This is a genomic window from Actinomadura macra NBRC 14102, from assembly GCF_001552215.1.
Lineage (GTDB): Bacteria > Actinomycetota > Actinomycetes > Streptosporangiales > Streptosporangiaceae > Spirillospora > Spirillospora macra.
Genome location: NZ_BCQT01000002.1, coordinates 366,490 through 393,020 on the forward strand (window position 1 = coordinate 366,490; position 26,531 = coordinate 393,020).

Annotated in this window: 26 protein-coding genes, 1 tRNA gene, 1 pseudogene and 1 riboswitch; of the genes and pseudogenes, 18 read left to right on the forward strand and 10 right to left on the reverse strand. The window is 68.9% G+C overall.

Features of this window, described 5'->3' with window-relative positions; translation table 11 throughout:
• Window positions 1-59 precede the first annotated feature (59 nt).
• On the forward strand, window positions 60-1,313 hold the full coding sequence (locus AMA02S_RS02945; protein ID WP_218004821.1) for a DEDDh family exonuclease: 1,254 nt from the start codon (window positions 60-62) through the stop codon (window positions 1,311-1,313).
• Between the two features lie 76 nt (window positions 1,314-1,389).
• Here AMA02S_RS02945 and AMA02S_RS02950 read toward each other — a convergent pair whose 3' ends face one another.
• On the reverse strand, window positions 1,390-3,138 hold the full coding sequence (locus AMA02S_RS02950; RefSeq protein WP_218004822.1) for an alpha/beta hydrolase: 1,749 nt from the start codon (window positions 3,136-3,138) through the stop codon (window positions 1,390-1,392).
• A gap of 659 nt (window positions 3,139-3,797) precedes the next feature.
• Window positions 3,798-3,880: transfer RNA gene (locus tag AMA02S_RS02955), tRNA-Leu, on the reverse strand.
• Between the two features lie 128 nt (window positions 3,881-4,008).
• Between AMA02S_RS02955 and AMA02S_RS02960 the strand changes: the two genes are divergently transcribed.
• The 8 genes from AMA02S_RS02960 to pknB are packed head-to-tail and all read left to right on the forward strand — an operon-like array spanning window position 4,009 to window position 13,308.
• A complete protein-coding gene (locus tag AMA02S_RS02960; protein WP_067451055.1) occupies window positions 4,009-4,764 on the forward strand; it encodes an FHA domain-containing protein in 756 nt (251 codons plus the stop codon).
• 11 nt (window positions 4,765-4,775) lie between these two features.
• Complete coding sequence (locus AMA02S_RS02965) at window positions 4,776-5,279, forward strand: FHA domain-containing protein FhaB/FipA (protein WP_067451059.1); 504 nt, start codon at window positions 4,776-4,778, stop codon at window positions 5,277-5,279.
• Window positions 5,276-6,841: a Stp1/IreP family PP2C-type Ser/Thr phosphatase gene (locus AMA02S_RS02970; RefSeq protein ID WP_067451062.1), complete on the forward strand. Its 1,566-nt coding sequence runs from the start codon at window positions 5,276-5,278 to the stop codon at window positions 6,839-6,841. Before AMA02S_RS02965 ends, AMA02S_RS02970 begins: the two co-directional genes overlap by 4 nt.
• Complete coding sequence (locus tag AMA02S_RS02975; RefSeq protein WP_067451065.1) at window positions 6,838-8,424, forward strand: FtsW/RodA/SpoVE family cell cycle protein; 1,587 nt, start codon at window positions 6,838-6,840, stop codon at window positions 8,422-8,424. The genes AMA02S_RS02970 and AMA02S_RS02975 overlap by 4 nt, the downstream gene beginning before the upstream one ends.
• 10 nt (window positions 8,425-8,434) lie before the next feature.
• Entirely contained in the window at window positions 8,435-8,563 is a 129-nt protein-coding gene (locus AMA02S_RS44590; protein WP_281181832.1) for a hypothetical protein, read from the forward strand.
• Complete coding sequence (locus AMA02S_RS02980; protein ID WP_067451068.1) at window positions 8,560-10,041, forward strand: peptidoglycan D,D-transpeptidase FtsI family protein; 1,482 nt, start codon at window positions 8,560-8,562, stop codon at window positions 10,039-10,041. Before AMA02S_RS44590 ends, AMA02S_RS02980 begins: the two co-directional genes overlap by 4 nt.
• Entirely contained in the window at window positions 10,038-11,474 is a 1,437-nt protein-coding gene (locus tag AMA02S_RS02985; protein WP_067451071.1) for a serine/threonine-protein kinase, read from the forward strand. Before AMA02S_RS02980 ends, AMA02S_RS02985 begins: the two co-directional genes overlap by 4 nt.
• Window positions 11,475-11,496: 22 nt before the next feature.
• Entirely contained in the window at window positions 11,497-13,308 is a 1,812-nt protein-coding gene (gene pknB, locus AMA02S_RS02990; protein WP_067451074.1) for a Stk1 family PASTA domain-containing Ser/Thr kinase, read from the forward strand.
• A gap of 257 nt (window positions 13,309-13,565) precedes the next feature.
• Here the strand turns inward: pknB and AMA02S_RS02995 are convergent, their stop codons facing one another.
• The 4 genes from AMA02S_RS02995 to AMA02S_RS03010 form a co-directional block, all read right to left on the reverse strand.
• Window positions 13,566-14,150, reverse strand: coding sequence for an anthranilate synthase component II (locus AMA02S_RS02995; RefSeq protein ID WP_067451077.1), 585 nt, complete (start codon window positions 14,148-14,150; stop codon window positions 13,566-13,568).
• A 1-nt stretch (window position 14,151) separates the two neighbouring features.
• Entirely contained in the window at window positions 14,152-14,337 is a 186-nt protein-coding gene (locus tag AMA02S_RS03000; protein WP_067451080.1) for a hypothetical protein, read from the reverse strand.
• An 8-nt stretch (window positions 14,338-14,345) separates the two neighbouring features.
• A complete protein-coding gene (locus tag AMA02S_RS03005; RefSeq protein WP_245667320.1) occupies window positions 14,346-14,960 on the reverse strand; it encodes a class E sortase in 615 nt (204 codons plus the stop codon).
• A gap of 97 nt (window positions 14,961-15,057) precedes the next feature.
• Window positions 15,058-15,810, reverse strand: coding sequence for a DUF881 domain-containing protein (locus AMA02S_RS03010; RefSeq protein WP_084264466.1), 753 nt, complete (start codon window positions 15,808-15,810; stop codon window positions 15,058-15,060).
• An 81-nt stretch (window positions 15,811-15,891) separates the two neighbouring features.
• Between AMA02S_RS03010 and AMA02S_RS03015 the strand changes: the two genes are divergently transcribed.
• A complete protein-coding gene (locus AMA02S_RS03015) occupies window positions 15,892-16,149 on the forward strand; it encodes a cell division protein CrgA (RefSeq protein ID WP_067451086.1) in 258 nt (85 codons plus the stop codon).
• Window positions 16,150-16,299: 150 nt separating this feature from the next.
• Here AMA02S_RS03015 and AMA02S_RS03020 read toward each other — a convergent pair whose 3' ends face one another.
• Window positions 16,300-17,187 (reverse strand): rhomboid family intramembrane serine protease, encoded by an 888-nt coding sequence (locus AMA02S_RS03020; RefSeq protein WP_067451088.1) that lies wholly within the window; start codon window positions 17,185-17,187, stop codon window positions 16,300-16,302.
• Between the two features lie 46 nt (window positions 17,188-17,233).
• Complete coding sequence (locus AMA02S_RS03025; RefSeq protein WP_067451090.1) at window positions 17,234-17,758, reverse strand: peptidylprolyl isomerase; 525 nt, start codon at window positions 17,756-17,758, stop codon at window positions 17,234-17,236.
• 244 nt (window positions 17,759-18,002) lie between these two features.
• Between AMA02S_RS03025 and AMA02S_RS03030 the strand changes: the two genes are divergently transcribed.
• Window positions 18,003-18,377, forward strand: coding sequence for a hypothetical protein (locus AMA02S_RS03030; protein ID WP_157430337.1), 375 nt, complete (start codon window positions 18,003-18,005; stop codon window positions 18,375-18,377).
• 145 nt (window positions 18,378-18,522) lie between these two features.
• Here AMA02S_RS03030 and AMA02S_RS43905 read toward each other — a convergent pair whose 3' ends face one another.
• Window positions 18,523-18,936 (reverse strand): hypothetical protein, encoded by a 414-nt coding sequence (locus AMA02S_RS43905; RefSeq protein ID WP_067451094.1) that lies wholly within the window; start codon window positions 18,934-18,936, stop codon window positions 18,523-18,525.
• Between the two features lie 100 nt (window positions 18,937-19,036).
• Here AMA02S_RS43905 and AMA02S_RS43910 point away from each other — a divergent pair, with 100 nt between their 5' ends.
• On the forward strand, window positions 19,037-19,186 hold the full coding sequence (locus tag AMA02S_RS43910) for a hypothetical protein (protein ID WP_245667321.1): 150 nt from the start codon (window positions 19,037-19,039) through the stop codon (window positions 19,184-19,186).
• Between the two features lie 414 nt (window positions 19,187-19,600).
• Here AMA02S_RS43910 and AMA02S_RS44880 read toward each other — a convergent pair.
• A pseudogene (locus tag AMA02S_RS44880) lies at window positions 19,601-19,723 on the reverse strand (helix-turn-helix domain-containing protein); the annotation flags it as partial.
• A gap of 278 nt (window positions 19,724-20,001) precedes the next feature.
• Between AMA02S_RS44880 and AMA02S_RS03045 the strand changes: the two are divergent.
• The 6 genes from AMA02S_RS03045 to AMA02S_RS03070 all read left to right on the forward strand — a co-directional run bounded on the left by AMA02S_RS03045 (window position 20,002) and on the right by AMA02S_RS03070 (window position 26,332).
• Entirely contained in the window at window positions 20,002-20,403 is a 402-nt protein-coding gene (locus AMA02S_RS03045; RefSeq protein WP_067451100.1) for a rhodanese-like domain-containing protein, read from the forward strand.
• Window positions 20,403-20,795 (forward strand): hypothetical protein, encoded by a 393-nt coding sequence (locus AMA02S_RS03050; protein WP_067451102.1) that lies wholly within the window; start codon window positions 20,403-20,405, stop codon window positions 20,793-20,795. The genes AMA02S_RS03045 and AMA02S_RS03050 overlap by 1 nt, the downstream gene beginning before the upstream one ends.
• Before the next feature lie 177 nt (window positions 20,796-20,972).
• Entirely contained in the window at window positions 20,973-21,542 is a 570-nt protein-coding gene (locus AMA02S_RS03055; RefSeq protein WP_245667322.1) for a SigE family RNA polymerase sigma factor, read from the forward strand.
• Window positions 21,539-22,627: a TolB-like translocation protein gene (locus tag AMA02S_RS03060; RefSeq protein WP_067451105.1), complete on the forward strand. Its 1,089-nt coding sequence runs from the start codon at window positions 21,539-21,541 to the stop codon at window positions 22,625-22,627. Before AMA02S_RS03055 ends, AMA02S_RS03060 begins: the two co-directional genes overlap by 4 nt.
• A gap of 64 nt (window positions 22,628-22,691) precedes the next feature.
• A riboswitch (cobalamin riboswitch) is annotated at window positions 22,692-22,919 on the forward strand.
• A gap of 99 nt (window positions 22,920-23,018) precedes the next feature.
• Window positions 23,019-25,298 carry a ribonucleoside-diphosphate reductase subunit alpha gene (locus AMA02S_RS03065; protein WP_067451108.1) on the forward strand — a complete coding sequence of 760 codons (2,280 nt, stop codon included), beginning with the start codon at window positions 23,019-23,021 and terminating at the stop codon, window positions 25,296-25,298.
• Entirely contained in the window at window positions 25,289-26,332 is a 1,044-nt protein-coding gene (locus tag AMA02S_RS03070) for a ribonucleotide-diphosphate reductase subunit beta (protein WP_245667323.1), read from the forward strand. Before AMA02S_RS03065 ends, AMA02S_RS03070 begins: the two co-directional genes overlap by 10 nt.
• The last annotated feature ends 199 nt before the right edge of the window (window positions 26,333-26,531 follow it).

Genomic DNA, 26,531 nt, shown 5'->3' on the forward strand with positions numbered 1-26,531 from the left:
TCGCGATTAGTATTCCCTGTCGATACAAGCGGAACTTGATGGTTGGGACGCGCGCTGCCATGCAGAGTTACCCCTCGGATTGGGCCTTGGTCGACGTTGAGACCTCAGGGTTCCGACCTTCGGAACATCGGGTGCTGTCCATTGCATTGCTGACGATCGGGGCGGACGGGCAGGTGACGGGCGAGTTCTCGTCCCTGCTGAATCCCGGCTGTGATCCCGGGCCCGTTCATGTGCACGGGCTGACCGCACAGCGTCTGGCGGGCTCCCCCAGGTTCGAGCAGATCGCCTCCGACGTCGCCACATTTCTTGACAAGCGCGTGATGGTCGCCCATAACGCTCGTTTCGATTACGACTTCCTGGCGCAGGAGTTCGCCCGCGCCGGGCAGCGGTTACCGGTCGACCAACGGCTGTGCACCCTGGCTCTCAATCGACGGCTGTCCCCTCCCACACCGAACATGCGCCTGGGAACGCTGGCCGCCCACTACGGCGTCGTCCAGCGCAGGGCACATGATGCAGCGGACGACACGCGCGTCCTCGCCGGAGTGTTACGGGGCTCGCTGGCGGCGGCGGCCCGGCTCGGTCTCAGCCTCCCGCTGGTGCCCTGCCCGCCACGCGAGGCCGTTCCGCGGACCCGGTACCCGGCTCGCGTTCCCAAGGCCGCCTGCGCCCATCGCAACCCGGGACGCCTCACCGCCGGCGGGCCGCTCGTCCAGGGCATGAAGGTGGCGATCACGGGCGACACCCGCAGGGACCGCGCCGAGCTCACGGCTCAGGCCACCACCGCGGGGCTGAACATGATGTCCACGGTCAGCCGCCACACCAGCGTTCTCGTGACCAACGTGCCGGGTTCCGCCACCGCCAAGATGCGACGCGCCCGCACCGAAGGCATCCCGATCATTGATGAGGCCACTTTTCTGCGCCTGCTACAGGACGTGCGTCCCGGCGTCCTCCACGAGCCGATGTCCGCACCGCGCAGCGCCCCTGCGCTTCAGGCCCCGCCCCCTCCACACCAGATTCGTCCCGCCACGCCGCTATCGGGACGGCGCGTGCTCGTCCTGGGCGGCTCGCATCCGCGTGCGGCCGCGACGCGGGCGCGCGTCACCGAACTCGGCGGCGCCGCCGCGGTGAACCTGTCCAACAGCGTGACCGATGTCGTCCTGCTCCCCGGTGGTGAGGCGGATCGGCGCATGCCCCGGATCCAGTCGCTCGTCCTGCCGGTGCACGAGGAGTCCTGGCTCGACGCGCCGACGAGCGCACCCCCTGCCGAACACGGGACGACGCCGAAACCTCGGCTCGCAATCCGGGCGTCCTGAACGGTTCTTCGGCGCTTTCGCGCGAACGCCGGGCGGGCCCTGTAGCCGCCCCCGCCCGGCGTCACGACCGCTCAGTTCACCGCGTCCCGAGCAGGACGGACGTGGGAACCCGCGTCGCGACCGGCGGGAGCTTCGCGCCGTTCCCGGCGGCGCCCACCTGGGTCGCCATCGCGCTCGCGTCCGCCGGTCCCCGGGTATCGAGAGCCGGCTCGGGGTCCTTCGCGAACGGCTGGATGTCGCCGACGCACACCGTGCCCACGGGCGGCAGCGTCCCGTTGACGAGGTAACCGTCGACTGCCTTCGTCACGCACGCCGACGTGCCGTAGGCGGTGTGCCCCCAGCTGTCACTGGACAGCAGCCGGCTGTTGGGCAGCAGCTTGCTGGAGGAGACCGCGTCGACGTAGTTCGTAGCCGGGTCGTAGTAGTTCCCGACGAACAGGACGGGAGCGTTCGTCCGCCGGTTGAAGGGACCGGTGTAGGCGTCCTCGTCGCGGACCGTCCAGGCGTCACCGGCGCACTGGACGCTGCTCCAACCCCACGCACGCCCGAAGTAGGGGGCCCGCTTGTCGGACGCCGCCGTCAGCGCCGGCCAGTTCCCGGCCTTCTTCGGGTGCAGGCCGTCGGTGCAGACGACGCTGCTGAACGCATCGAGGGAGTTGTCATAGGGGAAGTCCAGGATCTTCTGCGCGGACTTCTTCTGCTGCTCGACCTCGGCTCGGCGCTGCGCGATGCGGGCGGCGAGGGCCTTGCGCGCCGCGGCCGCCTCCGCCGCCGTCGAGGTGGACGAGGTCGCCTTCCACAGGTCGGTGACCATGGCGTCGACGATCTCGTAGCCGTCCGGGAGGTACAAGAAGCCGAGCATGCCGCCGATGAGGTCGGCGTAGGTGACCTTCATGCCGTCGATGTCGGCGGGCTTCGTCTTGAGCCGCTTGGCGAGGACATCGAAGTTCTTGACGGGATCTCCGTATGCCGCGAACTGGCACTTCGTCTTGCCCGCCTTGCCGCAGCGGACGAGGATCTCCCTCAGCGCCTTGTAGGCACCGTCGGCGGACAGCAGCCGGTCGTCCAGAGTCTGGTCCGCGGTCTTGGGGGTGCCGGTCCAGGAGACGGGGTTGATGACACCGTCCACGGCCGAGACGCGCAGCCGGTCGGGGAACATGTTCGCGTAGTACTGACCGAGCGCTGTGCCGTAGCTGAAGCCCAGGTAGGACAGTGTCTTGTCGCCGACCGCGCGGCGCAGGACGTCCATGTCGCGCGCCGCCTGAGCGGTGGACATCGCGCCCGCCAGCTTCTTGCCGGTCGTCGAGCAACCCTTGCCGAGAGCCTTGGCCGACTTGATGTAGGCCGCCTCCTGCTTCGCGCCGACCGGGAACGCCACATCAAGCCCCGCCAGCGCGAGCGTCTGGTCCTTGGTGGACTTGAAGCAGGCGACGTTGTCGCTGAAGCCGATGCCGCGGGGGTCGAAGCCGACGATGTCGAAGCGGTCGAGGACGTCCGCGCCGAGGAAGTCGGGCGCCTGGTAGGCGAGAGCGGTGCCCTGGCCGCCGGGCCCGCCCGGGTTGACGAACAGGCTGCCGATCCGCTTCTTGGCGTTCCGTGCCTTGATCCTCAGAACGGCGATCTCGGTGGTCGCGCCCTTGGGATCGTCGTAGTCCAGGGGGAGCCGGACGGTCGCGCACTCGGCGTTGCCGTAGCACTTGTACCAGCCGAGCTTCGGAGTGGGCACGCTGTCGACCCGCTTCTGCTCGACCGGGCTCGTCGTGTCGGCGGCCCGGACGCCGGCGGCGCCAGGGTCGGCGAGGGCGGTGACGACTAAGGCGGGCACGAGCGTCGCCCCGGCAACGCCGGCTGCGAGGATCCTGTGTCGTGCGAGGATCCTGTGTCTAGGGCGCATGTGGTTCCCTTCGTGGGGATCGATTACCTTCCCGCGCAAGGCGGGGATTGGTCCCACTGATTCTTGTTTGCGCCACTTGTCGCGTGATCCACCAGCGGACTCGACATCCGCCAGGGAAGATCATTCCGAAGACCGATTGACGTCCTCCCAGCGGTGGACCGGGAGGCCAATGCGGTCGCCAAGATCCCCTTTACGGACGCTGTCTCGACGTCGTTCGGGCCGCCGCCAGGAGCGTCCCGCCGTCCGCCGCGACCAGGGCAGATCGTCCTCGACGGCCAAGGACCGGTACCGGTCGGTGGTGCGGCGCGAACGCACGCGGGTGGTCATCGACGACCCTGCGTTCCGACACCGTTCCAGACCGGCCTCGGGAAGCCGGGCCGCGAGGCGTGGATCGCGCAGCGCGCCCTCGCCGCCGGCGGCCTCTCGACCTCGCACCGGCGGGTCACTCTGGCGAGTGTCCGGCGCATCAGTCTCTGGAGTCACAGAAGACTGACCCTGAAACACGAAGAACCCCGGAGCTTGCTGCTCCGGGGCCTGTTCCGTCACTGTGGGAGTACGAGCTTCGCTGATACCCCTAGGTATGTGTTGTGTGGGCGAGGAGGGATTTGAACCCTCACATCCTTTCGGACACACGGACCTGAACCGTGCGCGTCTGCCGTTCCGCCACCCGCCCCAGGGTGTCGGCCCGTCTCCGGGCGCTCGAAAAGGCTAGCACGGTGCTGAGGGTGGTTAGGTATCCAGATACTTTGAGCGAACCTTCGCACCGATACGATCGTCTACCAGTGGGGAAGGGAGGTGCCCGTGGGCGTCATTCAGCGCTTCGAGCGACGGCTGGAGGGCATGGTCGAAGGGGCCTTCGCGCGTGCCTTCAAGTCGGAGCTCCAGCCGGTCGAGGTGGCCAGTGCTGTGCAGCGCGAGATGGACGATCGAGCGGCGATCGTGGCGCAGGGCCGCACGCTGGTTCCGAACGACTTCGTCGTCGAGATCTCTCAGCAGGACGGGCAGCGGCTGCAGGTGTACGCCGACAGCCTGAGCCAGGAGCTGGCGAACCTCGCGCGCGAGTACGCGAAGGAGCAGGGGTACTCCTTCGTGGGGCCGGTACGGGTGCGGTTCGAGAACGCCGGCGATCTCGCCACGGGCATGTTCCGCATCAGGTCAGGTGTCATCAGGGGCTCGACGGTCGAGGGCGGGGAGATCCGCCAGCCGGTGAGCGACGTGCCGCAGGGGGGACGGGGAGGCGCCTTCGGGGGCCATCCGCGGCTGCTGGTGACGACCGCGGTGGAGGGCTCCGACACCACTCAGCGCACGTATGAGATCAACACTCCGGTCACCCTGCTGGGTCGCGGCACCGACTGCGACCTGCGTCTCGTCGATCCGGGCGTGTCCCGGCACCATGCCGAGATCCGCGTAGAAGGTCCCGAAATCGTTCTCGTGGATCTAGGGTCGACCAACGGCTCGTTCGTGAACGGGCAGCCGATCCGGCGGGTGACGCTGGTCGACGGCTCCCGCGTCACGATGGGCCGCACCACCCTTGTGTTCCGCCGCGATAGGGAGTAACCCCGACTCCGATGTCCCCATTCACCCTTACGCTGATCAAGCTGGCGTTCCTCGCGGTGCTCTGGCTCTTCGTCATCGCGGCCGTCGGTGTGATCAGGGCCGACCTGTTCGGATCGAAGGCGGCCTCCAAGGCGGCCACGCGGTCCGCGCAGCCGTCGCGGCCCGCGAAGGCGGCCAAACAGCCCAAGGCGCAGCGCGCGCCGCAGCGCGGCGCCCAGCACGGCGCCCCGACAAAACTGGTGGTCGTCCAGGGCGAACGGGCGGGCACCGTCATCGATCTGACCGGTGTGCCCATCACTATCGGTCGGGCGAATGACGCCACGCTCGTGGTGACCGACGACTACGCTTCGAGCCGGCATGCCCGACTTTATGCGCAGGACGGTCAGTGGATCGTGGAAGATCTCGGCTCGACCAATGGGACATATCTGGGACGCACGAAGGTGAGCCGGCCGATGCCGGTACCCCCGGGGGTCCCGGTCCGTATCGGCAAGACCGTGATCGAGCTGCGCAAATGACTCTGGGAATCCGCTACGCCGCGCGCTCCGACGTCGGCATGCTGCGCGAGGGCAACGAGGACTCGGCGTACGCGGGCGCGCACCTGCTCGCGGTGGCCGACGGGATGGGCGGGCATGTCGGCGGCGAGATCGCGAGCGCCGCCGCGATCGAGGCGTTGCGGGGGCTGGACAAGGACCTGCCCGCGACGGAGTTGCTGGCCGCGCTGGAGCACACGGTCAAGACGGCGAACGACAACCTGCACCGCATCGTGGAGTCCGATCCCGCCCTCCAGGGCATGGGGACGACGCTGACGGCGATGCTGTGGGCGGGCAACCAGGTCGCGCTGGTGCACATCGGGGACTCCCGCGCGTACCTGCTGCGGGACGGCAGCCTTTTCCAGATCACCCATGACCACACGCTGGTGCAGTCCCTCGTCGACGAGGGCCGGATCAGCCCGGACGAGGCGGCCTCGCACCCGCAGCGCTCCTTGCTGCTGCGAGCGCTCGACGGCCGCGGCGAGGTCGATCCGGACCTGTCGTTGCGCGAGGCGAAGGTCGGCGACCGCTACCTGCTGTGCTCGGACGGCCTGTCGGGCGTCGTCACGGCGGAGACGATCTTCCAGGTGCTGACGGACGTGGCGGACCCGGAGCAGGCCGTCCGCCAGCTCATCGACCTGGCGAACCGCGGTGGCGGCCCGGACAACATCACCTGTGTGGTCGCGGACGTCGTCGATCTCGGGCAGCAGCCGCCGACGGGCGGGCCGGGCCACGCGGTGGGCGCGGCGGCGAACGCCTCGCCGCCGGAGCCGCCGGGCGGCGGTCCGGGCGCCGGGCCCGCGGACACCCCCGCCGGGCGGGCGGCACAGCTGCGTGACACGATGCCGCAGCCGCCGGTCGCGGTCGATGAGATGCCGCCGCCGGCGCCCGCGCCGATGGCGGGGCCCGCGCAGCAGGGGACGATGCCGCAGACCGTTCCCAGGCGGGCCAGGCGGGGTGGTACCCGCAGGTGGACGTGGCTGGTCGTCGTTGCGGGCGTGGTTGTCGTGGCCGTGGCCGTGGGCGGCGTCTATCTGGTGCAGAACGTCCGGAACGGCTATTACATCGGCGAGGAGGGCGGCAGGGTCGTCCTCTACCGGGGGACGACCGACGAGTTCCCGCTTCTCGACCTGTCCCGCAAGGCCCCCGCGAAGGACCAGCCGAACCCGCCGATCATGGTCGTGGACCTTCCGCAGAACCTCCAGCAGCAGGTGAAGGCCACCTACTCGGTGAAAGGCCCGGCTGCTCTGAACCAGCTGAAGAACAGCGTCTGCAAGTACGTCCTCATGGAGGAGGGCGGCAAGGTCGCCGTCGCGCAGGGCAGGGGACAGAAGGACTGCCCGCAGGGCAAGCCCAAGCCCAGCGACATCCCGGTGGCCGAGCTTCCCGGTTCGGACGCCACCGCGGTCAGCAAGGGCAGCCTCGTGTTCGTCGGCCAGGCCGCCGCGGACGCCAAGCTGAACGAGCTGCGCGTGCGGCGGGAGGAGTGCAAGGCGAACAACCCGGCCATCAAGGACTGTCCCTCGGACGGGGGTAAACCCAGATGAGCGGCCTCGGGGCGCAGCTCAAGGCGCATTTGCCGTACCAGCGGCGCAATGCCGCCTCGTTCGCGTTGCTGATCTTCGCGATGGTGCTGACGTTGTCGGCGTTCGCGGAGGTCGGGCTGGCCCGGGACGGCAAGATCCCGGGCGGGCTGTTCGTGTACGGCGGGGGCCTGGCGGTGCTGGCGTTCACCGCCTACTTCGTCCAGGCGAAGTTCGCGTCGTACGCCGACCCGCTGCTGCTGCCGCTGGCGGTCGCGCTGAACGGCATCGGGCTGGCGATGATCTACCGGCTCGACCTGGACACCAGCGAGGACAAGAAGGCCGCGGCGGCCGCCGGCAAGAAGCTGGTCGCGGACGCGGCGGACGCGCCGGGCCAGCTGATGTGGACGTTCGTCGGGATCGTGCTGTTCGTCGCCGCCGTCCTGATCATGCGGGACACCGACAAGTCCGACGCGCCGCTGTCGTTCACCCCGAAGACCGCGCAGCGCTACACGTACCTGATCGGCCTCGGCGCGGTCATCCTGCTGCTGCTGCCGATCGTCCCCGGCATCGGTGCCGAGATCAACGGTGCCCGCGTGTGGATCCGCCTCGGCCCGTTCTCGGTGCAGCCGGGCGAGTTCGCCAAGCTGCTGCTGGTCGTGTTCTTCGCCGGGTACCTGGTGAACAAGCGCCAGGCCATGTCGCTGATCGGCAAGAAGGTCGGCCCGATCAGCCTGCCGCGCGCACGTGACCTCGGCCCGATCCTGGTGATGTGGTTCTTCTGCCTGGGCGTGCTGTTCATGCAGAAGGACCTCGGCACCGCGCTGCTGTTCTTCGGCCTGTTCGTGTCGATGCTCTACATCGCCACGCAGCGGGTGTCCTGGGTGATGATCGGTATCGGCCTGCTGGCGATCGGCGTGTTCATCGCGACGCTGCTGCCGTTCATGGGTCACGTCAACCAGCGCATCGACATCTGGCAGAACCCGAAGCCGTACTTCGACGGCGGCTGCCTGCTGGACAGCGGCAAGGTCGTCCCGGTCAATCCCGACACCGACATCTTCAAGAAGTACAAGGCGCAGGGCAGCATCTCCCCGGGGTTCAGCGCCTGCGCGGAGCTCGGCGGGGAGTACTCCGACAGCGCGCAGCTCATGAAGGGCCTGTTCGCGCTGGGCCAGGGCGGGGTGCTCGGCACCGGACTCGGCCAGGGCGAACCGTGGCGGACGCCGCTGTCGTTCAGCGACTTCATCTTCGACTCGCTGGGCGAAGAGCTCGGCTTGACGGGTCTGATGGTGTTGCTGCTGGTGTACGCGTTGATCGTGCAACGCGGGATGAAGACCGCCGTCGCCGCCCGCGACCCGTTCCTGAAACTCTTCGCCGGGGGCGTCTCCTTCGTCCTCGGCCTCCAGGTGTTCGTGATCGTCGGTGGCGTCACCCGGCTGATCCCGCTCACCGGTCTGACGACGCCGTTCCTCTCGCAGGGCGGCTCGTCCCTGATGGCCAACTGGATTCTGATCGCGATCCTGGTCCGGATGAGCCATGACGCACGCAAACCCGCCCCCCAGGCGATTCAGGACGAGGGCATGACCCAGATCGTGAGCACGAGGTGATCTCCCCCTCATGAACCCCGAGCGAGCCGGCGCGGTCCTGACCGAGGAGCGCGCGCAGCGACGAAGGAGCGAGCACGCGACGAGCGAGGGCCGTGCTTTCCCGGGCTCGCTCGGCGCCGAGCGGAGCGAGGCCACATGAACATGGACAAGCCGATCAGGCGAGTGGCGATCTTCGGGTTGCTGCTGTTCTTCGGGCTGATGGCGCAGGTGAACTACGTCCAGGGCAGCCAGGCGGAGGACCTGCGCACGGACCCGAACAACAGCCGGCAGTACTCGGACCTGTTCAACTCGCCCCGCGGGACGATCTCGGCGGGCGGCGTGGTGCTCGTGACGTCGCAGGAGACCGGCAAGGACAACCCGAAGTACGGCCGGTCCTACAAGGACGGCCCGATCTTCGCTCCCGTGACGGGGTACTTCAACGGCAACGCCACGCAGGTGGAGCGGGCCTACAACTCGCTGCTCGGCGGCAAGGACAAGCGGATCACGCAGCAGCGCTGGTTCGACACGTTCATCGGCAAGAAGGCCGAGGGGGCGAACCTGGAGCTGTCGATCAACACGGAGGCGCAGCGGGTCGCCTACCAGCGGCTGCGGGCGCAGACGCAGGAGGGCCGCCGCGGCGGCGCCGTGGTGATGGACATCAAGACCGGCGCGATCCAGGTCGCGGCGTCGTGGCCGTCGTTCGACCCGAACGAAGTGGCACCGCAGGCGGGTGACAAGGGCGCGAAGCGGCTGGAGGAGCTGGACGGCGCGAAGGGCGTCATCAAGCCGCTGGTGGACAACGCGCTGAGCCAGACGTTCCCGCCGGGCTCGTCCTTCAAGGCCGTGACGTCGGCGGTGGGGATGGAGAGGCTCAACCTCAGCAGCTCGTCCACGGTGAACACCGGCCAGCTGATCCTGCCGGAGTCGGGGAAGCCGCTGCCGAACTCGCACGACAGCGGGAGCTGCGCGGGGCAGGCGCCGCTGAAGGGCGCGTTCGCCGAGTCCTGCAACACCTCGTTCGCGAAGATGGCGCTCGATCTCGGGATCCAGCAGCTGCACCAGGGCGCGGAGAAGTTCGGTTTCGGGAAGAGGGTCACGCTGGAGCCGGACATGTACGCCGCCGAGAGCGACGTGCCGTTGACGACGCGGGACGCGAGCGGCAAGACGATCCCGACCGGTGGCGACGCGACGGCGCGATCCGGCATTGGCCAGCAGGACGTGCGGGCCACGCCGCTGCAAATGGCGATGGTCGCTGCGGCGATCGCGAACAAGGGCAAGATCATGAACCCGTACGTGGTGCAGAAGGTGCGGGCGAAGGACCAGAGCGAGCTGTACAACGCCTCGCCGAAGGTGTACGCGCAGGCCATGTCGTCCGACCACGCCGGGCAGCTCGCGGACATGATGCGCGCGGTGGTCTCCGAGGGCACCGCGAAGAACCTCCAGGGCCGCAACATCGCGGGTAAGACCGGTACGGCCGAGCAGGGAGCGCCGATTCCGAACTCCCGCTGGTTCGTCGGGTTCGGCCCGGTGGAGAACCCGCGGTACGCGTTCGCGGTGATCACCGAGGGTCCCGGCGACGGCGCGACCAACGCCGGTCCCGTGGCTGCGGAGATCATGGCGGCGGTGCTGAGGAAGTGAGCGCGGGCCTCGTCCTGAACCACCGGTACCGGCTGCTGGAGCGGCTGGCGACCGGGGGGATGGGCGAGGTCTGGCGTGCGTCCGACGCGGTGCGCGGGCGGCTGGTGGCGGTGAAGCTGCTGCGCCTGGAGCTCGGCTCGGATGTGTCGGCGCGCCGCCGGTTCGAGTCGGAGGCCGATCTCGCGGCAGGCCTCAAGCATCGCGGTATCGCACAGGTATTCGATTTCGGTGAGCAGGACGGCCGGACGTACCTGGTGATGGAGCTGGTCCCGGGCAAGCCGCTCGATGCGATCCTCGCTCGCGACGGCGGATTGCCGCTGGAGGCCGTCCTGGACCTGATGGTGCAGGCGGGACGGGCGCTGACGGTGGCGCACGAGGCCGGGATCGTGCATCGGGACGTGAAGCCGGCGAACCTGATGGTGTCGCCGGACGGCACGTTGAAGATCACTGATTTCGGGATCGCGCGGCGGCTGGCGGCGGCGTCGCAGACCGCGACCGGCATGGTGATGGGGACGGCGCACTACATTTCGCCGGAGCAGGCGTCGGGGCAGCAGATCAGCCCGTCCGCCGACGTGTACTCGCTGGGCGTGGTGGCCTACGAGTGCCTGACCGGCGCGCCGCCGTTCGATGGCCGGACGCCGGTGGAGATCGCGCTGAAGCATGTGAAGGACGCGCCGCCGGAACTGCCCGCGCGGGTGCCCGCGGCGGCGCGGGCGCTGATCTCGCAGATGCTGGCCAAGGTGCCCGCGGAGCGTCCGGCGAACGCGAACGCCGTGGCGGACCGGGCGCTACAGATCCGGGCTTCGCTGAGCACCGGCCGGCTGGTGCGGCCCGGGGAGAAACCCGGTGTGAGCGCCGTCACCGCGGTGGTGGGGCTGGGCGCTGCCCGTCCTACGGCGGGACCGACTGTCCGAAACGTGGGGCAGACGTCCAATATGTCGGGATTTGACGTTACCTCTGGGCCGGATAACCTCACCAAGGGGACCGGGCAACGACGCTCGGCCATGGCGTACGCGTCGGTCGCCGCCGGGCTGCTGCTCGTCGGCGTCTTGGCCGCGTCCCTGTGGAAAGGGCTCGCGGTCGCCGGTTCCGGTAACAAGCGCGACCCTGCACCGGCTCCGGCAACGGGTCCGGCCGGCGGCGAAGTCGAGGAGGACCCCGCCGCCCCACCAGGCACACCGTCCGTCCGAAAGACCCGGCGTCCGGCACCGGCCGTCACGAGGCGGCATGGGACGCGTAGTATCCGTCCGTCAACGCCTGGAGCGGGCAGCGCGTCCACTACACAGAAGCCAACGAGGAAACCGCCCCGGGCGACTCGCAGCGCCCCAGACCCGACACCGCCACCGACGGTGAGCACCACGACTCCGTCAACTCCGAGCCCGGATCCCTCACCCACGCATAACGGGGAGCTAGGTTCGGAGGACAAGGTGTAGACGTACGAGGGAAAGTGCACATATGAGTCAACCTCGGCTGCTCGGCGGCCGCTACGAGCTCGACACGGTGATCGGGCGGGGCGGCATGGCCGAGGTCTACCGTGCCCGAGACCTGCGTCTCGATCGCGTGGTCGCGGTCAAGACGCTGCGCTCCGACCTGGCCCGTGACCCCACGTTCCAGGCCCGGTTCCGGCGTGAGGCGCAGTCGGCCGCGTCGCTGAACCACCCCTCGGTCATCGCCGTGTACGACACCGGCGAGGACATGATCGGCGACACGTCCATCCCCTACATCGTCATGGAGTACGTGGACGGCAGCACGCTGCGCGACCTGCTGAGGGAGAACCGCGCGCTGCTGCCCGACAAGGCACTGGAGATCACCGACGGGATCCTGCGCGCGCTGGACTACAGCCACCGCGGCGGGATCGTGCACCGCGACATCAAACCCGCCAACGTGATGATGACCCGGGCGCACGAGGTCAAGGTCATGGACTTCGGCATCGCCCGTGCCATGTCCGACTCGGCGGCGACGATGACGCAGACCGCCCAGGTGATCGGCACCGCGCAGTACCTGTCGCCCGAGCAGGCGCGCGGCGAGCGCGTCGACGCCCGCAGTGACATCTACTCCACCGGCTGCGTGCTGTACGAACTGCTCACCGGCAAGCCGCCGTTCACCGGCGACTCCCCGGTCGCCATCGCCTACCAGCACGTCCGGGAGGAGCCGGTCCCGCCGTCCCAGGTGGACCCGGAGATCCCGCACTGGGCCGACGCGATCGTGTTGAAGGCGATGGCCAAGGACCCGGCGCACCGCTACCAGAACGCGAACGAGTTCCGGCAGGAGATCCAGCGCGTCCTCCAGGGGCAGCCGGTGGCCTCGACCGCCGCGTCCACGATGCTGATGGGCGCGCAGCCCGGCGGCACCCAGGTGATGGGCGGCTACCCGCAGGGCGGTCCGGCGCGCACGCAGGTGCAGCGTCCGGTCGGCAACGGATACGACCTGCCGCCCGCCCAGTACGACGAGGACGGCCTTGAGCGCGGCGGCGGCGGGAAGAAGGCCGCGATCTGGATCGCGCTCGCCGTGCTGTTCATCGGCGGCGCCGCCGTGATCGGCTTCATGATGTCGGGCGGCAACGGTAAGGACGACAAGAAGGTCGTGGTCCCGCAGAGCATCGTGGACGTCCCGCAGGCGCAGGCGAAGGCGCAGCTCACCAAGCTCGGGCTGAAGGTCGGCGACCCGAAGTTCGACTACAGCGACGATATTCGGCGCGGCAACGTCCTCAGCTCCGACCCGAGGCCCGGCAGCGAGCTGGAGGAGGGCGCGACGGTGACGTTGACGGTCTCCAGGGGCAAGCGGCCGCCCGCCACGATCGAGGTCCCGGACGTGACCGGCAAGCCGTACACGGTGGCGAAGAACCTGCTGGAGGCCCAGGGCTTCGACGTCGAGAAGCGGGTGGAGACGAGCGACTCCGTCCCGCGTCTCAGCGTGATCCGCACCGACCCGGCCGGTGGGGAGAAGGCGCCGAAGAAGTCGACCGTCATCGTGTACGTGTCGAACGGGCCGAGCAACCTGAAGGTGCCGAACCTGACGAACAGCAGCCAGCGGGCCGCCTGCGCGAGGCTGGAGGGTCTCGGGCTGAAGTGCTCGGTGCAGCGGGGCACGCCGCCGCCGGACAAGCAGGTCGCGGTCGGCTTCGTGTACGACCAGTCCCCGGGCCCGGACGCGACGGTGGCGCCGGGCGACGTCGTCACCATCTTCGTGGCGCAGAAGCCGTCTCCGACCCCGACGCTGCCGACCGGAACGCCGACCGGGCTCCCCGGTTTCCCGAACGGCGACTGAGCGCGCCCGTACATGACAAGGCCCCGGCCCCCTCAGCTGAGGGGGCCGGGGCCTTGGTCGTCGTCGGTCGGCGACACGTGGTCACCGGGCATGGCGCCGGGCATAAGGGAGGGCCTCCGCCACTCGGGGGCAATGGCGGAAGCCCTCAGTAGGGTCTTCGGAGTGAGATGTCGGGACGTTACGGGTTTCAGCGGATTTTTTCGGTACACGGCGGCGAACGGCTCGCCGACGTCACCCCACCACGGTGAATACGCAGGTCATACGAGGGATGCGCACATCTCAAGCCAGTTCGAGAGGAGGCGGTGCCCGTCGGCGGACAGCACGGACTCGGGATGGAACTGGACGCCCTCGATGGGGAGCGTCCTGTGCCGCAGGCCCATGACGACCCCGTCCGGCGTCCGGGCGGTGATCCGCAGGACGTGGCCGGGCACGGTGGCGGGCTCGACGGCGAGCGAGTGGTAGCGGGTCGCGGGGAACGGGTCGGGCAGACCGCGGAACACGCCGGCGCCGTCGTGCGCGATGGGGCTCGCGTACCCGTGGACGACCTCCGGCGCCCGCGACACTGTCGCGCCGAACACATGGGCGATCACCTGATGGCCGAGGCAGACGCCGAGGAGGGGCGCGGCGCGGCGCTCCGCGTCCTGGACGAGATCCAGGCACACCTCGGAGCCGGCGGGGTGCCCGGGGCCCGGGCTCAGCAGCACGCCCCCGGCCGCCGCGGCGTCCCGGACCGTGACGTCCGAGCGGTCCTTGACGACACAGTCGGCGCCGAGCTCCCGCAGGTACTGGACGATGTTGAACACGAAGCTGTCGTGGTTGTCCACGACGAGGACGCGCATCATCTCACCCGGGCCCGGGCGGGCTGGACGGCGTGCCGTTGACGACGCCGTGGTCGAACTGGACCTTGGGTTCCAGCCAGGGGAACACGAGATACCAGAACACGATGCCGGCCGCGAGGGCGAGGAGGAGTGCGACGGCGGTCTTGGTCTGCCAGGTCCCCGGCAGATGGCGCCAGATCCAGGCGTACACGGTGGCCTCTACTTTCCTGTCGGGGCGGCGGCGCGGGGCAGCTCGGTGGACAGCTCACCGAAGATGATCATCCGCTCGGCGGCGGAGTACTTCGGGTGGCATGTGGTGAGCGTGATCCGCTTTTCGGTCGGCCGCTTCTTCGGGTGGTGGGGGACGGGCGCGGTCACCTCGACCGCCGACGGCTTCACGATCTCGCGGCCGGTGACCTTGTAGACGTACTGCCGGTCCCGGGTGTCGATGAGGATCTTGTCCCCGGCACGCAGTTCGCCGAGCCGGTTGAAGGGCGCGGAGTAGGTCGTCCGGTGGCCGGAGACGACGAAGTTGCCGATCTGGCCGGGCATCGCGCTACCGGGATAGTGGCCGGGGCCTTTGCGCAGGTCGGCGCGGTCGACACCCTCGATGACGACGAAGTGGTACTTGTCGCCGAACCGCGGGATGCGGATCATCGCCAGCCCCGAGCCGAGCTTCACCTTCTCGGTGGTCACCTGCGACGACCGCCAGGTCTTCGCCAGCTCGCGGCCGAGGCGATCCTGCTGGGCGCGCGTGTACTGCCCGGTGCCCCACAGCTCGTACAGGACGAACAGCATCAGGATCAGCCCCGCGGTGATGATCAGCTCGCCCATGCCACGGATGATCACCCGCACCGGGCATCCCCCTCTGCTTGTGTCTCGGCGTCGTTCCGGTTCCGCCGAAACCCCGTCCTGCCCCGCGCTCTTCGCGCTAGGGACCGCCGTCGCCCTCGGGCACCGTCGCGTGGTTCATGGTGACGTTCCCGGTGTATGCGGGCAAGGTGGTCCGCTCCAGCGTACGGACCGCGTATCCCAGCCCGTACGCGCGGACGTACTTACGGTACGTCCCAATCTGCGGCGAGGCGTCGAGCGCCGACCGCAGCCGGTCCGGATTCCCCAGGGCGGTGATCCGGAACGGCGGCGAATACACGACCCCTTGAAGGATCAGGGTATTGCCCACGCATCGCACGGCGCTCGTCGAGATCACCCGCTGGTCCATGATCTGCATGGCCTGCGCTCCGCCCGCCCACAGCGCGTTCACGACGGCCTGGACGTCCCCCTGGTGGACGACGAGGTCGTCCGGCCGGACACCGTGGGGGAGATCGCCCGATGCGGGGAGCGGTGCGTCGTCGAGGGACACCCGGACGGCGGATCCGGCGACAGGAGCGAACCCGGATTCGGCAGCGAGATCGTCTGCCTCTCCCTGCGCCTGCTTCACACGGGCATCGTGCCGTCCCGCCGCACGGGAGATCGTGTCGACCTCGTGGCGCAGCCGCCGGTACTCTTCGCGCTCACGGTGACCCTGGCGCTGTTCTGCGGAGATGAGGTCGGTGATCCGCGTCCGGCCTTCGTCGCGCAGGCTCGTGCCGCGGGCCGTGCTCGCGCTCGCCGCGAACAAGGTGCCCGCGACAAGCGTGATACCTGGGATGATGCTTCCCCACGCCGGACGCCGTACGCTGCTCACCAGCGACTACGCTAACCGACAAAACACCCATGCGCGGACCGGCGCTCCGGCCGCCGGACGCCCGAGGAGATCGATCCCACCGTGGCCAAGTCCAAAGTGCGCAAGAAGGCGGTCTACACGCCCCCGCAGAGGTCCAAGGCTCCCGAGGTCAGCCCACGCTGGCTGGTGCCCACGATGGTCGGGCTCTGGCTGGTCGGCCTGGCCTGGATCGCGGTCTTCTACGTGACGGCGAGCACGAACACCGACGTCCCGTACATGAGCGATCTGCACAACTGGAACCTGGGGATCGGCTTCGCCGCCATCATCCTCGGCGTGGTGCTCTCGACCCGCTGGCGCTGAGCGCGTCCCAGAGCCATCCAGGTGTGTTACCCGCCTTAGCTGCGAACGAATCCACGAAAGTTATCCACAGGCTGGGGATCTCCCACCCCGGTTTTCCCCAGGTTATCCACAGGCGCGGAGCTGAGCTCGGCCCGGACGACCGGACCCGGCCTACAGGGCCGAGCTCAACTCCGCGGTCTTGGCCACCACGAGCGCGGTGAGCAACCCCAGCACGACCAGCGGCGCCGCGATGTGGACGAGCTGCCGCCGCGCGGCCGGCGCGTACGCCATGGCCGCCGCCAGCGCACCGCCGACCACCAGGCCGCCGATGTGTCCCTCCCAGGAGATGTCGGGCACCGAGAACGTGATCACCAGGTTGATCCCCAGCAGGAACACGATGGGCCCGACCTGACCGCCCAGCCGGCGGCCGATCACGAAGTAGGCCCCGAACAGGCCGAAGATCGCACCGGACGCGCCCACCGCGGAGTCACCCGGGGCCACCAGGTACAGCAGCACCGACCCGCCCAGCCCCGACAGCATGTACAGGGCCAGGTAGCGCCACCGACCGAGCACCTGCTCCAGCGCCGGGCCGATCGCCCACAACGCCCACATGTTGAACACGATGTGCGCGATCCCGAACGACCCGCCGCGCTGGTGCAGGAACATCGACGTGACGAGCCGGTACCACTCGCCGTCGGCCACCCCGACGACGTCCCCGTTGGGGAGGGCGGCCTGGCCCACCATCATGTAGTCCGCGATGAAGCGCCAGGACGACAGTTCGATCAGGTAGGCCAGCCCGCACAGCCCGATGAGCGTGTACGTGACGACCGGCACCGCCGACGCGGCCCCGGGCACCCCGAGCGGCGTCACCCGCCTGGCGCCCCGCGAGCCTTGGTTGCCTACGGTCACGCACTCGACGCACTGGTGCCCCACCGCCGCGTCCCGCATGCACTCGGGGCAGATGTAGCGGTCGCACCGCGTGCAGCGCACGTACGTCTCCCGCCCCGGATGCCGGTAGCAGGTCGGTACCGAGGTGTCGGGCTTGGGCTCAGTGCTCATGTGGGCGCTCCGTCGTGCCGGTGCGGGTTCTCCCCCAGTAAAACGACTAACGTCGCTCGATCGTCACCGACTCGATCACGACGTCCTCCTTCGGACGGTTCGCCGCGCCCGTGGGGACCTTGCCGATCCGGTCGACGACGTCGGTTCCCTCGATCACCTTCCCGAAGATCGTGTGCCGCCCGGTCAGATGCTGCGTCGCGGCGACGTTCGTGGTGATGAAGAACTGCGAGCCGTTGGTGCCGGGCCCGGCGTTGGCCATCGCCAGCAGGTAGGGCTTGTTGAACTTCAGGTCCGGGTGGAACTCGTCCTTGAACTTGTAGCCCGGGTCGCCGGTACCGGTTCCCAGCGGGTCACCGCCCTGGATCATGAAGTCGTCGATGACCCGGTGGAAGATCGTCCCGTCGTACAGGCGCGCCTCGGTCTTCTGGCCGGTGCGCGGATGGTGCCACACCTTGTTGCCCTCCGCCAGGTCGACGAAGTTCGCCACCGTCTCGGGCGCCTGCTCTGGGTAGAGCTGGATCACGATCTTGCCGAGCGACGTGTTGAGCGTTGCGAAGATCTCGTTGGCCACGCTGGCCGCCTCCTCGTGAATTGGGTGTACCGGTCGGTCCCGGACATGCACGAATCCATCACGCTAAGTAACTGATCGATCACGCGGACGGGGTTTACCTTCCAGCCGCAGGGAAGGGTGCAGACAGGACCTCGCAAACAGGGAGGTTAGCGTGTCCCTAATGATCAGTACTCGCCGGAAGCCGCGGGAGGAAGCCCGCACGCGGTTCGGTCGCGCTCAGGAAGCGGCCCGACACGGCGCCGACATGGCGCGTCAGCGTGCCTCCGTAGCCGCTGAGCGGATCGGCCCGGCCGCCGCCAGCCGCGTGCTCGTTGCCCGCGGCTGGGGTGCACCCAGGCTCAGGCAGGCGGCCAGGTACGTGGAGACCGGCCTTGCTCCGCGGGTGAGCGCGTTCCTCAGTGACGTCGCCCACCGGGTCGAACCACCGAGGCCGGAACGCCCCCGCCGGGGCGCCGTCATGGCGATGGTCGGAGCCGTCGCCGCGATCGGCGTCGCGGGCGCGGTGATGACCCGGCGCAGCAACGTGATCGGCTCCGGCGACCAGGACGAGGCCACCTCGGCCGACTCGATGACGGTCTCCGGTTCCGACGTTGACGGTCAGGTGCGCTCGTCACACTGACGCACGACCCGGAGGGCCCGGCCTTCGTCGGCTGGGCCCTCCGCCAGTACCAGGCGGCCCTTAGGCATCACACGTCCCCGCTCACAAGCACCTTTCGCCTGCGCCGCGCGTCCAGCCATGCGACGGTCACAGTTTGAGCGGCAGGTCAGTGCGGAACACCCATCCGCGCCGCCATACCCCGCAACTCACGGCCTTGCGAAGCCACCCGCGCCTGCTCCAACATCACCGTCACCGACTCGCGGACAGGGTTGGAGTTGCGAATCCGCTGCGGGGCGGCCTCCTCGGCTCGCCTCAGCCACCGGAGCGCCTCCTGGCGGCGATGCGGGTCGCGAGCCAGACCGCGCCCTACATCGGCGAGGAACGCGGCGTGACGCGAGTTCAGTCCACGGATCCTGTCCTCGTCGACGCCCTCGGCGAGCTTCAAGACGGCGCCTGCCGGCTCGCCGCATTCGGTCGCGATCGCGACGCCCCATACCTTGACGTTCGTCGCTGAGAACGACGACCAGTTCTCGTGGGGCTCGTCGCGCACCCGTGCGGCGAGGGCCGTCGCCTCGGACATCCATCCCTTCGCGGCGGTCCCCTTGTGCTTGCGCGGCGGCGGCGAGCGACGCCGACAGCGTCAGCATGCCCAGCACCTGGACGCCGAGAGGTTCCGTCGCGTGCGGCTGGAGTGCGTCCGCCGCACGCTCCGCGATCTGCTGTGCCCGTCCCCAACTACTCCCGCGTGGCATCGTCTGCACGCGCAGGAAATCGGCCTTGCCGCCCGCGACGGGCTCGCAGAGGAGGCGGGCGGCCTCGTCCGCGCGTGACGCTGCCTGATGCGCGAGGTCCAGGTATCCCAGATCTTTTATCCGGAGAGTGGCGTACATGTACGCCTCGATCAGCGCCCTCAGGGCAGAAAGCTGTGCGGCCTCATCCCCTGGCTCGGCGACATGCCAGTGCAGTTCATCGATGACACCCGGCAGGCGCTCACCCAGCGAGGGGTAGTCGCAGGCCAGGAAGACCCTGTTAAGGTGTCGGAGCTCTGCCAGCAGGTCTGGCAGCGAGCGGGCCCGCTCGACGATGGCGTCTCCGAACCGGTTGGTCTGGATGGCCACTCTCAGCCCCGGGACGGCGAGATGCGGTTCGGACTGCTCATGGTCGGTGCTGAGGTGCGGGCCGCCGACGAGGTCTGTTTCCGACACTCTCAGAGCGGCGGCGACCGCGGCGATATGGGAGCGGCGGTCGAGGGCGAGTTGCCCGTTCTCGATTCTGGACAGGAATCCTTGGCTGAGCCCGGCCAGGTCGGCAAGGGCCTTGAGGGAGAGTCCGCGCCAGCGGCGTGCCCTTCGTGAGGGTCTCGACACCTCAGGCTACGACGCGACCACGTCCCCCGCCCCGCGACCGAACGATCCTGCGGTCCGGGAAACCTACGTCCCGGCCGCAGGGCTCGACACTCACACGGTCGTGACGATCTGGTGGGCGAACCGCCCGCATCGGCGACGATCTGCCCGTCCGGCTCCTTGATCTCGGGCCTGTAGAGCGCCCCTGGCGTGAACGTTTCGGGAGGTCGCGCGCCGGCAACAGATGCGATCTTCTTCCGACTGCTGTGTGATGACGGGAAGCACCTGCGAAAGGACCGTCGATGGGAAGCTCCGTCACCGAAATGATCGCCCGCGCTCGCACCCAGATCCGGAACCTGTCGGCCGACGAGGTCGCCGAGGCGCTGGAGTCCGGCCCGGTGACACTGGTCGATCTGCGCGAGCCCGACGAGGTCGAGCGCGAAGGCCGAGTTCCGGGTGCCGTGCTGGTCCCCCGGGGCGTGCTCGAGTTCTGGGCCGATCCGACCAGCCCGTACTACCGCGACGGGTTCGACCCCGCGTCCAAGACCATCCTGTACTGCGCCTCGGGCGGCCGTTCCGCGCTCGCCGCCCTGGCGCTCCAGGAACTCGGGTACACCGATGTCGCGCACCTCGACGGTGGCCTGGCGGCCTGGAAGGAGCACGGCCGCCCCGTGGCCTTCCAGGAACACGACGGCGGGCAGTGATGGAAGCCGCGCCCACGCTCGGCGAGAGGTTCGCGCACGCCCTGGCCGCCAAGGACCGCGACGCGCTCCGGGCGCTGCTCGACGACCCGATCGACTTCAAGGCCCTGACCCCCGGACGGCACTGGGACGCCGGAAGCGCCGACGAGGTCGTCGACCAGATCGTCCTCGGCCGCTGGTTCGAACCGGGCGACCACATCGAACGTCTCCTGCACGTCAGCACCGGCCGTGTGGGCGACCGCGAACACCTCGCCTACCGCCTTGAGGTCCGCACCGAAGACAGCCGTCACCACGTCGAGCAGCAGGTCTATTACGCCACCCTCGACGACCGGATCGTCTGGCTTCGCGTCCTTTGCTCGGGGTTTCGTCCCGTCCCGTCCGAGAGCGCGGTGTGACCCCGGACACCGGGATCGACGGGCGATAGCGCCGTCGCCCACCCTGCTCGACCAGTTGTCAAGATTGCCGGCGCGGTCGCCGCAGGTCAGGGTCAGCGCCCTGCCGATGTGCCGGCTCCGCGGATATCGCGGGGCCGGCAGGAGCAACCGATCGGAGCTTTCGCGGCAGTAGAAGATGTGGAAATCGACATAGCGGAAGCCCAAGGGCAGCCCCGCTCCCGGGCGTCGTCCGCCCCGGACGAGGGTGCCCTCGCGGTCACGCTGACGACACTGTTCCGTGACCACCACCTCAGCCTCGTCCGCACCGCCCTCATGATCGTCGGCGACCGTGCGACCGCCGAGGACGTGGTGCAGGACGCCTTCGTCATCCTGCATCGCAAGATCGACAAGTTGCTCGATCACGAGCGGATCCTGCCGTACATCCGCGGAACGGTCGTGAACAGGTGTCGCCACGTGCTGCGCAGGCGCAGGCTCGCGCTCCGTACCGGCCGCACACACGAGCCTCCCGTCTGGTCGGCAGAGTCGGCGGCGCTCCTCGGTGAGGAGCGGCGCGAGGTCTTCCTGGCCTTGAGGAGGCTTCCCGCACGCCAGCGGGAGGCGCTCGTCCTGCGTTACTACCTGGACCTGACCGAGTCCGAGATCGCCGAAGTCATGGGGGTCAGCCGCGGAACGGTCAAGTCCACCACGTCACGGGGCCTGAGAACGCTCGGCAAGAGGCTCGAAACCAAGCGCGGGGAGGAATCATGACCGGGACCGACACCAGCAGGACCGAGGAGCGCCTCCGCGACGCCTTCGACACCGCCGCCCAGACCGTAGACCCGGGTACCCTCGCGCCGCTGACCGTTCCGGTCCGGCGAAAGAGGCCGGCGTGGACGGTCCCGTCCGCAGTGGCCGCGGCGCTCGTTCTCGTCCTGGTCGGCGCCACCGCGCTGGGCATGCGCATAGGACGAGCCCCCAACGAGAATTCCGTCCCGGTGGCCGGCACCCCGTCCTACCTCCTGACGATCACCAAGGGCCGGGCGGCGGTGCGGGACCTCCGCGGCCGGGAGATCGCCGTCATCCCCGAAGTCAAGGACAGATACGTGTCGGTGGCCGGCTCGGGCCGCACGTTCTTCCTGGTCGCGGAGACCAAGACGGACGAGCACTTCCTCTACCGGGTCATGCTCTCGGCGAGCGGCAGGCCGTCCCGTCCGAAACCGGTTCCCGGCGGTGCGATCCGCCTGGCGCGGGAGATCGATCCTCGCGGCTACGCGGCGAGCCCGGACGGCTCGAAGGTCGCCGCCGTCGGACGCGTGGGCGACCGCTCCGAGGTCATCGTCATCGACGTCCGCACCGGAACCCGAAGGACGTGGAGCGCCCCCGCCACAGGCTGGATCAAGAGCCCCACCTGGTCGCCCGACAACCGCACGCTCGGGTTCATCTGGTGGGAGGACTCGTCCATAGTGACCAAGCTCGGTCACTTGCGCCTGCTCGACACCACGAAACCCGGTGACGACCTCTACGACTCGCGCCCCGTGCGGAACATAGGAACAGGAGACAACGGTGAGATCGACTGTTTCGTTCTCAACTCGGACGGCCAGACCCTGACGGCCGCGGCGCAGTTCCCCTCTATGGATGACGCCGAATCCAAGAACCTGCTGATGAGATTCTCCGTCCGAACCGGAAAGCCCACCGGCTGGTCCGTCCGGTTGCCGGAAGACTCGTTGACCGAGCGGATCGACGAATCCGGAACCCATCTCATCCAGCTCACGGACGGCCGCCTGTCACGCGTTGAAGACACCCGTTTCTCCTGGCTAGGAAATGCCCATAACTACGAGGACGCCGCCTGGTAGCGGAGTGATCATGGTCACGGTGTTTCTACATGTGGGGTTGGTGGGACGGTGGCGCCACAAGATGTATGGTTCGTGGAGCGTTGGTTCACCCGTCCTCGCTAGGGGACGGGTGTCGTAAGAGGGAACCCGGTGCGAATCCGGGACTGCCCCGCAGCGGTGAGCGGGAACGACCGCCGTCACCAGCACTGGGCCGCGGAGAGCCGCGGCCTGGGAAGCGACGGCCAGTAGGACATGCCTTTCGGTAGGCGTGATGCCCGCGAGTCCGAAGACCTGCCGACGTGTTGGTCGTCCATGGCCTCGCGGGAAGGCTTGTGGGCAGGTGCCGGTGCCCTGCCGTGCTCTGCTCGCGTGCCCCTGATTCCCCGGGGCCGGCTCGCGAGGGAGAGAGCACGTGACACAGGAACTGGTCGCGCCGCCGAGCGCGGTCACCGAGGAGATCGCACGAGCGTGCGCCGGGCTTACCGGCGTCGACCCCCGGCGGTTGCCCGCGGAGCCGGCGGCGGCGATCGCGCAGGCGGCGGCGCTGGTCGCCACCGAGCCCGCCTATTCGGTCGTCGCCGCGCGGCTGCTGGCCGTCCAGATCGCGGACGAGGCCGGCGACCATGGTTTCGCCGCCTCGGTCGCGGCGGCACACACCGCGGGGCTGCTGAACCAGCGGACGGCCCAGTTCGTCGCCGCGCACGCCGTCGAACTGGACCGGCTGATCGACCACGGCGCCGATGACCGGTTCACCTACTTCGGGCTGCGGACCGTCTACGACCGCTACCTGCTCCGCCATCCGCGGACGCGACGGGTGATGGAACGTCCGCAGTTCTTCCTGCTGCGGGTGGCCTGCGGGCTGGCCGAGACCGTCGCCGAGGCGGCCGAACTGTACGCGCTGATGAGCTCGCTGTCCTACCTGCCGAGCTCGCCCACGCTGTTCAACTCCGGTGCCGCGCGTCCGCAGCTGTCATCGTGCTTCCTGCTGGACTCCCCGCGCGACGAGCTGGAGGCGATCTACGAGCGGTACGCGCAGGTCGCGCGGCTCAGCAAGTACGCCGGCGGTATAGGGATCTCCTGGAACCGGGTCCGCAGCCGCGGGTCGCTGATCCGGGGCACCAACGGGCACTCCAACGGGATCGTGCCGTGGCTGCGGACCCTGGACGCCTCGGTGGCCGCCGTCAACCAGGGCGGACGCCGCAAGGGGGCGGCATGCGTGTACCTGGAGCCCTGGCATGCCGATGTCGAGGAGTTCCTGGAGCTGCGTGACAACACCGGGGAGGAGGCGCGGCGCACCCACAACCTGAACCTGGCCAACTGGGTGCCGGACGAGTTCATGCGCCGCGTCGAGGGCGACGGCCCCTGGTCACTGTTCGACCCCAAGGACGTCCCTGAGCTGGTGGACCTGTGGGGGGAGGAGTTCGACGCCGCCTATCGTGCCGCCGAGGCCGCGGGCATGGCGGTCCGGACCGTCCCGGCGCGGCAGCTGTACGGGCGGATGATGCGCACCCTCGCCGAGACCGGCAACGGGTGGATGACGTTCAAGGACGTCTCCAACCGGACCTGCAACCAGACCGCCGAACCCGGAAACGTGGTGCATCTTTCCAACCTGTGCACCGAGATCCTCCAGGTCACCAGCGACGACCAGACGGCCGTGTGCAACCTCGGTTCGATCAACCTGGCCGCCCTCGTCGACACCGCCGGGACCGCCGGTCTGGACTGGGATCGGCTGCGCGCCACCGTCCGCACCGCGGTCCGGTTCCTGGACCGCACCATCGACCGGGGCTTCTACCCCACGCCCGAGGCCGCGGCGGCCAACACCGCCTGGCGGCCGGTCGGGCTGGGCGTGATGGGCCTGGCGGACGTGTTCTTCCAGCTCCGCCTGCCGTTCGACTCGCCACGGGCGCTGGAGCTGTCCGCCCGGATCGCCGAGGAGATCGCTTTGGCGGCTTACCGCATGTCCGCCGAACTGGCCCGCGAGTCCGGTCCGCACCCCGCCTACTCCCGCACCCGCGCCGCACGCGGCGTCCTGCATCCCGACCACTGGCCCGACGCCCGTCCGCACCACACCGCGGACTGGGAGGCGCTGCGCCAGACGATCGCCGAGACGGGGCTGCGGAACTCCCTGCTGATCGCCATCGCGCCGACCGCGACGATCGCCTCCATCGCCGGCTGTTTCGAGTGCGTCGAGCCCCAGGTGTCCAACCTGTTCAAACGCGAGACGCTGTCGGGGGAGTTCCTCCAGATCAACCACTACCTCGTCGAGGACCTGAAGACCCGCGGCCTGTGGACGGCCGAGATCCGCGACGCGATCAAACGGGGCGACGGATCCGTCCAGCACATCCCCGAGATCCCCGACGACCTGCGGCGCCTGTACCGCACCGCGTGGGAACTGCCGCAGAAGGCGCTGATCGACCTGGCCGCCGCCCGCACGCCGTACATCGACCAGAGCCAGTCGCTCAACCTGTTCATGGCGACGCCGACGATCGGAAAGCTGTCGTCGATGTACGCCTACGCGTGGCGCAGCGGACTGAAGACCACTTATTACCTGCGGTCCCGTCCCGCCACCAAGATCGCCCAGACCACCCTCACCGCCACGTCCCAGACCGCCCCCACCGCCACGGTCCAGGCCGCTCCCGACGCCACAGTGTGCTCTCTGGAGAACCCGGAAATCTGCGAGGCATGCCAGTGAACGCGCCGACCACGAACACCTCTGTCCCGCGTCGCGGAATGCTGCTCGACCCCGGCATGGACCTGACCCTGCGGCCGATGCGCTACCCGGGCTTCTACGACCATTACCGCGCCGCGATCCGCAACACCTGGACCGTCGAAGAGGTCGACCTGCATTCCGACCTTTCCGATCTGACCCGTCTCAGCGCGGAAGAATTCCACCTGGTCAACCGGCTGGTGGCCTTCTTCGCCACCGGTGACACCATCGTCGCGAACAACCTGGTGCTCAATCTCTACAAGCACCTCAACGCCCCTGAGGCACGCCTGTACCTGTCCCGGCAACTGTTCGAAGAAGCCGTCCATGTGCAGTTCTACCTGACGTTGCTCGACACCTACCTGCCTGACCACGACGAACGGGCCAAGGCGTTCGCAGCGGTCGAGAACATCCCCTCCATCCGCGACAAGGCCGCCTTCTGCTTCCGCTGGATCGATTCCCTCACCCACACCGACCAGTTGCACGGGAGCCAGGACCGGCGGGCCTTCCTGCTCAATCTGATCTGCTTCGCCGCCTGCATCGAGGGCCTGTTCTTCTACGGTGCGTTCGCCTACGTCTACTGGCTTCGCTCCCGGGGACTGCTCAACGGACTGGCGTCCGGCACCAACTGGGTCTTCCGTGACGAATCCATGCACATGCAGTTCGCCTTCAGCGCCGTCGACACCATCCGAGCCGAGGAACCGTCCCTGTTCGACGAGGACCTGACCGGCCAGGTGACGCGGATGATGGAGGAGGCCGTCGCCGCCGAACTCGCCTTCGCCCACGACCTGTGCGGCGACGGCCTGCCGGGAATGAGCGCCGACGACATGCGCGCGTACCTGCAGTATGTCGCCGACCAGCGGCTGGCCCGCTTGGGCATGCCCACCCGCTACGGCACCGCCAACCCCTTCGCCTTCATGGACCTCCAGGACGTCCAGGAACTGTCCAATTTCTTCGAGCGCAGAGTCTCGGCCTACCAGATCGGCACCGAAGGCACGGTCAGCCTGGACGAGGAGTTCTGAACCGAGGCGGGACGGTCCGGGCGTCGCAGCAAGGGGCGCAGACCCAATCGGCGCCGGGCACGACATATATCTGCCAAACATGCCAGGTCATTTGACGCGCTCCACAAGGCACGTCACATTCGGAGGCGCCCCCTTCTTGGTGCTGTGCATTCGTCGTGGGCTCCCGAACACAAACCACAGGCAAGGTCACCAGGCGAGA

Coding starts and splice junctions, on each gene's coding strand:
- AMA02S_RS02945 (WP_218004821.1), top strand. CDS start 60: ATGCAGAGTTACCCCTCGGATTGGGCCTTGGTCGACGTTGAGACCTCA.
- AMA02S_RS02965 (WP_067451059.1), top strand. CDS start 4,776: ATGTCCCCATTCACCCTTACGCTGATCAAGCTGGCGTTCCTCGCGGTG.
- AMA02S_RS02970 (WP_067451062.1), top strand. CDS start 5,276: ATGACTCTGGGAATCCGCTACGCCGCGCGCTCCGACGTCGGCATGCTG.
- AMA02S_RS02975 (WP_067451065.1), top strand. CDS start 6,838: ATGAGCGGCCTCGGGGCGCAGCTCAAGGCGCATTTGCCGTACCAGCGG.
- AMA02S_RS44590 (WP_281181832.1), top strand. CDS start 8,435: ATGAACCCCGAGCGAGCCGGCGCGGTCCTGACCGAGGAGCGCGCGCAG.
- AMA02S_RS02980 (WP_067451068.1), top strand. CDS start 8,560: ATGAACATGGACAAGCCGATCAGGCGAGTGGCGATCTTCGGGTTGCTG.
- pknB (WP_067451074.1), top strand. CDS start 11,497: ATGAGTCAACCTCGGCTGCTCGGCGGCCGCTACGAGCTCGACACGGTG.
- AMA02S_RS02995 (WP_067451077.1), bottom strand. CDS start 14,150: ATGATGCGCGTCCTCGTCGTGGACAACCACGACAGCTTCGTGTTCAAC.
- AMA02S_RS03005 (WP_245667320.1), bottom strand. CDS start 14,960: ATGGGCGAGCTGATCATCACCGCGGGGCTGATCCTGATGCTGTTCGTC.
- AMA02S_RS03020 (WP_067451088.1), bottom strand. CDS start 17,187: ATGAGCACTGAGCCCAAGCCCGACACCTCGGTACCGACCTGCTACCGG.
- AMA02S_RS03030 (WP_157430337.1), top strand. CDS start 18,003: ATGGCGCGTCAGCGTGCCTCCGTAGCCGCTGAGCGGATCGGCCCGGCC.
- AMA02S_RS43905 (WP_067451094.1), bottom strand. CDS start 18,936: ATGTCCGAGGCGACGGCCCTCGCCGCACGGGTGCGCGACGAGCCCCAC.
- AMA02S_RS03045 (WP_067451100.1), top strand. CDS start 20,002: ATGGGAAGCTCCGTCACCGAAATGATCGCCCGCGCTCGCACCCAGATC.
- AMA02S_RS03050 (WP_067451102.1), top strand. CDS start 20,403: ATGGAAGCCGCGCCCACGCTCGGCGAGAGGTTCGCGCACGCCCTGGCC.
- AMA02S_RS03060 (WP_067451105.1), top strand. CDS start 21,539: ATGACCGGGACCGACACCAGCAGGACCGAGGAGCGCCTCCGCGACGCC.
- AMA02S_RS03070 (WP_245667323.1), top strand. CDS start 25,289: ATGCCAGTGAACGCGCCGACCACGAACACCTCTGTCCCGCGTCGCGGA.